Origin of the sequence: Candidatus Enterococcus wittei (genome assembly GCF_002140175.1) — a bacterium.
GTDB classification, from domain to species: Bacteria; Bacillota; Bacilli; order Lactobacillales; family Enterococcaceae; genus Enterococcus_B; species Enterococcus_B wittei.
Map to the genome: position 1 here is coordinate 635,882 of NZ_NGMO01000001.1, position 6,118 is coordinate 641,999.

At 35.9% G+C, this 6,118-nt stretch carries 3 protein-coding genes and 1 pseudogene; all 4 read right to left on the reverse strand.

Annotated elements, in window-relative coordinates; genetic code table 11:
* Positions 1-9: 9 nt before the first annotated feature.
* Positions 10-507: an RNA-guided endonuclease InsQ/TnpB family protein gene (locus A5844_RS02410; protein ID WP_306297849.1), complete on the reverse strand. Its 498-nt coding sequence runs from the start codon at positions 505-507 to the stop codon at positions 10-12.
* A pseudogene (locus A5844_RS02415) lies at positions 502-746 on the reverse strand (MerR family DNA-binding transcriptional regulator); the annotation flags it as partial. The gene A5844_RS02410 and the pseudogene A5844_RS02415, both read right to left, overlap by 6 nt.
* 511 nt (positions 747-1,257) lie before the next feature.
* Positions 1,258-2,232, reverse strand: a complete 975-nt coding sequence (locus tag A5844_RS02420) for a class A sortase (RefSeq protein ID WP_086283584.1) — start codon at positions 2,230-2,232, stop codon at positions 1,258-1,260.
* A 334-nt stretch (positions 2,233-2,566) separates the two neighbouring features.
* Positions 2,567-5,794: a SpaA isopeptide-forming pilin-related protein gene (locus A5844_RS02425; protein ID WP_086283586.1), complete on the reverse strand. Its 3,228-nt coding sequence runs from the start codon at positions 5,792-5,794 to the stop codon at positions 2,567-2,569.
* Positions 5,795-6,118 lie beyond the last annotated feature (324 nt).

A 6,118-nucleotide genomic window follows, 5' to 3' on the forward strand; every position in this document is an offset into this window, starting at 1 on the left:
GCTCGTAGATTAAGCAATATAACTCGCTAAATTTAGACTTGCATTATAATCTCTATCCGCTGTATATCCGCATTCTTCACAATGATAGGCGCGATCAGACAATTTCAAATCTACTTTCTTATATCCACATTCGTGGCATAGTTTTGAGCTTGGATAGAACTTATCTGCTTCTACTAATTCAATGCCATAGTCTTCACATTTATACTGTAGTTGGCGTTTGAACTCATAGAATTTTTGTTGTGCGACTGATTTAGCTAATTGCTTATTTTTCATCATTCCCTTTACATTCAATGTTTCGACAACGATTTTCGATGGTTTGATTTTCACTATCTCCGTTGTTGTTTGATGGATGTGGTTCTGACGAATATTTCCTAGTTTTCGATAGGTATGCCGAATTTCTTTTTCTAATTTATAGATGTTACATGTTTTGACAAATCGGGTTCCCTCCTTGTTCATCTCGTATTTTCGAGAGACTTTACGCTGTAACCGACGTAATCGTTTCTCAATCTGACGTTCTAAGTCATCTTTTTGTTTGAAATTACTCTACAATAACCAATAGTTATTCGTTTCGGTTTCTTTCTTCCAGCGATTCCTAAAAATTGATTTCGTTGTTCTTCAGAATAATAACGAGTACCACCTTGTGAAACATGGGCGGGTTTCAATTCCCCTTTTTTATCCCAGTTTCTCAAGGTTTGTGGCGTTACGCCTATTTGTTTTCCAAATTCTCCTATTGAATACATAGTCATAGTTTTCACCTCAATAGGAGTATACAAAAAATCGCTAATATAACCTATATTTTTATAGATATTTATATATTTGTTTTAACTATTGTTACCCTCTATATTCCAATAACGTTCTTTTTAATGTCAGCAGCATCGAAAAGAAGGTCTAGGGAGAAAAACTCTATATTCCAATAACGTTCTTTTTAATGTTTCATTTGTCGAATCATCAAACTCATTTAATAATTTATCCATAAGCTCAATTGCTCATTGACTTCTTTCTTTTCCACCTGAAAACCACTCCATATCCATCCCCCTTACAACTAAGAACTTTTCCAATTAGTCATTTTTTGTATATTATCAAAATCTTACTCTACTTATTTTGTTTCCTACAGTATTAGTATAAGAATCTGCTACTCTAATTACAATGGATTTTTTATCATTTGATTTACTTATAGTAGCTCGTCTCTGATCATACAACTGAAGTATGATCTTGAAAGAATAGAGGTGTGCTTTATTCTTTCCCAAAAGCGCTGTCTTACATCAATAAAATTAGCACTAAAAGATACAAACAGGAATAGTAAAGCAACGTATCAAAATCACTAAACTGTTGCACCAACCAAATACCCAATTTTTCAACAGAAGAATAAACAGGTAAACCTATTTTTTCTAATCCTTCTGTTTGCACCTCTCTTACTAAATGAGGGGAAGTATTTATGGCGTTCCCCTTTCTTTGTTGTCCACTTTCCTCTAAAACCCCAATATCTTTCGTTGCTTGGTTTGTTTTTTTGGCTAGAGAGACTAACCCCAATTTCCCTTTCAGTTTATCATTTGCTTCCTCTGCGGGATATTCTCGGACGTATTCTCCTTGAACAACTGCTCGATTTTCTGTATTCAAACCACCTTCACATCGTATGAGGGTGAGTACTGGTTTTTGTTTTTCTTTTGGATGATCTAATACCTCACTTTCAGACTGATGGATGATTTGATTCTTTGTTACCCGATACTCGTATACATTTGAAAAATCTGTGGCATAAATCAATGTATGGTTCTTCGTCTGCGGCAGATTTTTCAACGTTCCACCACCCTGTACTAAATTATGTGCGAGTAAAACATAATTTCCTTTTCCTAGACGTTGCTCCTTTAGGTAAGTTCCTACTCCCACCATCAAATGGTCATTATTCATCCCCGCTAAAATCGTTGTTTGGATGGAAGCGCTAGGAAGGAAGATTTTCCCTATGCCCCATTCATCGACAAGTTCTTCATAATGTAGCTGTGCGATTGCAAATTCTTTCGTATCAACTGGGTGAATGTTGTTTGGGTCAAATATCGCCTCTTCACTTATCTCTTTTTGTTTTATTTCTATATCCTGCTTATCTTGAATCAAGTAATAAATTTCTTTTCCTTTCATATCAGTCCGTTGCAATAGCCAATATCCATATATGGTCATTCCCAAAATAATAGATCCTAACAGTAGCCATATAAGCGGAAAAATCTTAAGTATTTTTTTCATAAGTCATCCCTTATTCTCAAATAAACTGTGAATCAATATCGTTTCATTTTCTAATAAATCAGTCCAATAAAAAATCTTAAGTAAACTGGAACATCCTTCGTTCCATTTAAGAAATCGCCTAAACATGTAGATGAGCTACCACAAAACAGTATTTCCTGTAATGCAGTAGCCCCAAGAATTTCTTATCTTCACTGATCTAATCCTATTTTTCAAAATATTTGAGCATACTCACTCAATAGATAGGAAAAAAGGTAGAGTGAAAACAGCCATCATGGAATTTTCTATCATTACGCTATAATTGACAAATAACTCCACCTTCAAAAAGCAATTTTTATTATTTTACTTTATATTTTTTAGCAATCAGATAAACTGTCATAGCCATGATCAGCATAGCTATCAAGACAATAAAAGTTCGCCTGCTATTTAGTACACCCGAAGTTTGAGGAATGATTCCTTTCGAAGCGGTAGGTGAGCTAATTAGATTATTAATTGCTCTTCCTTCAGTCGGAGCTACTCCAGGTTTAAATTGAGTGAGGAGAACAGGTGTCCTAGCAATCAATGTTTGCCGTCCATTTGTTAAATCAAAATGTCTGGCATATTCCTTCTCATGTCCTTTATCCGTATAGACGATGTGAGTGGCAACTAATTTTTCACCATCCTTCAATGTGCCTGCCTGATAGTTATAACCGACTTCAAATTCGTATTTTTCTTTATTTGCTAGATATTCAGATTCATCTCTACCAACAACTGTCTCTTTCCCAGCCTTATCTATCTTATGAAATTGAGTGACATAATAGAATGTTTTCCCAATATCTTTTTTGGGTACAATCGCTCTTACTTGATCAATCAATAATTGATCTTTCATAGGATCGAATGTTTTTCCCCCATCTTTGGTGATGAATAAGGTCTCGATCATTGGCACACCCGAATTCACTGCATCGACTGTTTGCTGCTCATTTTTCAAATCAAAATGACGAGCGTATTCCTCCTGATATTCTTTATCAGAATATACAATATGTGTGGCTACTAATTTTTCCCCATATTGTAGTGTATTAGCTTTGTAGTTATACTCAATGTCAAAATGAAAATCAGCTTGACTCACTGTATGTTCAGATTTCACCGTATCAACTACTGTATCTTTCCCATCCTTATCAATTTTATGAAATTGAGTAACATAATAGAATGTTTTTCCAATATCCAATGAATCAAATTTATTCTCTACTTTTTCAAGTAATTTTTGATCAACTGTCGGCTCAAATGTTTGTCCATTTTCAGTTGTCATAAATAATGTAGTAATCTCTGGTTGTTTCGGTAAACGTACATGTTCGTCTATCAAGAATAATTTTCCCAAGTGGATCACATTGGAACCGTTATTGATCTCTTGTTCCGTTTTTCTCACCACTTTTATTGGTTTTTCTTGCCCTTTTTCTGTTATGGTAAAGGTATATTCACGCTTCTCTACATCAAAGGAAGATCGAATAGTCAAAGGGGCAATCAATTTATAACCATCTGGCGCTTTTACCTCTTCCAGTTCATAGTCTCCATACGGAAAACCACCAAATTTCCAATAGCCATCATAACCATTCTCATCTGTTTGAGTTTCAACAATCTGTGCTTCTCCGTTGGTTGGTTCAATAGGAGTTAGCTTCAATTCGATCCCATTATACCCACTTTGCACAGAACTATTTTGAGACTCGATATATTTGAACCCGTCTAAGGCCAATTGGATAACTTTTTCTTCAGATCTTTGTTCAGTAAGAATTGTTTGTGTATCTTGATTTTTATACGAAATTTGAAATCCATGTTTGACAGAATCTAGTTGATAACCTTCTGGTGCTTTTGTTTCTTTCCAGAAATAGTTACCTAACGCCAAGTGTTTGACCCCTACCTTTTGATCTTGGTCATCAATTCGAATCACAATTTCATCACTGTCTAATTTCGATCCATTCGTTATTTCCGGTTGGTATTTTTCAGACCACTTGACTGGGGTACCGTCTTCATGATATAACCCATATTCTGCACCGATCAACGAAGCACTCCCTTGCGCTTCATTGCCTGTTTCAGCATCAACTTTTGTTAAAACAGTTGAACCAATCACCTCTTGATTGGTTCCTTCAGCACCAACTACTATGATCGCAGTCATTTGGTTGTCATATTCGATATTGACAGTCACAGGTTTAAACGTATTTGTAAACCCATTTGAAGCGGCTTTTTCAGTGATCACGTATGTTCCTAATGCTAGACCATCCGTTTCGGCATGCCCTGCAGAATCCGTTGTTAACGTTCGGATCACTTGCCCATTTTCACTCCCTTGGTGAATCTCAAATACATTCCCAGCCAATGTATAGTCAGGGTTCCACATCTCATTTCCCGATTCAACACCGGATTTATCAATCACTATTTTCCCTTTTGCTTTTTGATTTCGCTGAGTCAATACCAAGGATTCTCCAGCTGAGACCTCCCCTTCCACTACATCAGAGTCACCAATCACCGAACCTAAAATATAAGGAGGGGGGACCGAAATTTCAGTAGCCTTCACATGAACACCATGTTTGATCCCTTTGATTGTCGCTATTCCTTCTCCATTTGTAGTAACGGTCTGCGCTAACGGTGCATCATTTCCACTAAATTCAACATAGAACTGAGTAGCAGCAACCGCTTCGTTCGTTTCTTTGTCTATTTTTTTTATAGTAACTTCTCCATCTAATTGAATCTGAAAATTCACCATATAATTACTCGGATCTTTCACACTTGGCAGATAAACAGTTTGTGATCCTGTCTTTTCAAAAGCAATCGGGGTCCCCTCCTTGAAGGCACGTTTAAAAACGATACTGCCGCTTGTAACCTTAAGATCTGTTGGAGAGACCTCGACTGTCTTTCCACCATTTAGGATATTCCAATTGACTTTTGCACTATTAGAGACTTGTGTCTCAAATGAATTTAAATCAACAGAAGAAACTAAAGACACTGTTTTCCCAAAAGTTAAATTAATCGTTTGCTGATGAAATTCAGGTACTCTTTTATACTCCTTTATCCCCTCGTACAACTTTTGCTTTCTCGCTTGAAAATCTGGAATCCGACTAATCTTGTCCACTTTGATCCCATATTGTGGTAATAATTCCCAGATCACAGCTTGCGTGACCATTCGATCCTCTGTTGTAAAATTAGTGCCAAAAACATAAAAACTATTCCAAATAATCGAAGCTATCTGGGCATCTTGTGGAATATCATTGACCGCTACTGCTTCATAGCCAGGATTATTTGTGTTGATAAAGGGAACCCCAGGTTGGATACAAAAAACCATTTGATCGATTTCACCATTGTCGGGAGAAACAGCCATTGCAGCAGTATTATCCGACCACGGCTGTCCATGTTTTGTGCCAGTCATCGTATAGACGTTACTCGCATCATAATAAATATTACCTGTATCCCCAGGTTGCATCTTGATCATTTCTGCCTCTACTACAGTATCCTTCACTCCCAAACCTAAAATAAATAATATTATACCTAAAACTATAAATACATAATTTGGGAGTCCCCATTTTTTTTCTTTGATCTTCATACTAAAACTTCCTTTCCTGAAAAATAAAGCTAACTGGGACAAAAGCAAATCCCACTTTTTTTAAATCAAATAAATTTCCCTAAAAAAATAAACTCTTTACTAAAGCACACCCTTAAAACATCAGAAAAAACTTTTTCCACTGAACTTTTCTTATGATTTAGACTGAATCATTGTTGTTCGATTTTTTGAAAAATGAAGGTTCATCCGTTGCTCTTTGTACAATTTGGGGTAAACCCAGATCTAATTCCTCCTACAATAAAGTAACTACTTTATTGATTAGGCAAAAAAAAAGACCCTTAAGATTATTTCTTAAGTGTCTTATAA

Excerpts from the sequence above, each read along its gene's own strand:
- A5844_RS02420 (WP_086283584.1), bottom strand. The coding sequence starts at position 2,232 with ATGAAAAAAATACTTAAGATTTTTCCGCTTATATGGCTACTGTTAGGA.
- A5844_RS02425 (WP_086283586.1), bottom strand. The coding sequence starts at position 5,794 with ATGAAGATCAAAGAAAAAAAATGGGGACTCCCAAATTATGTATTTATA.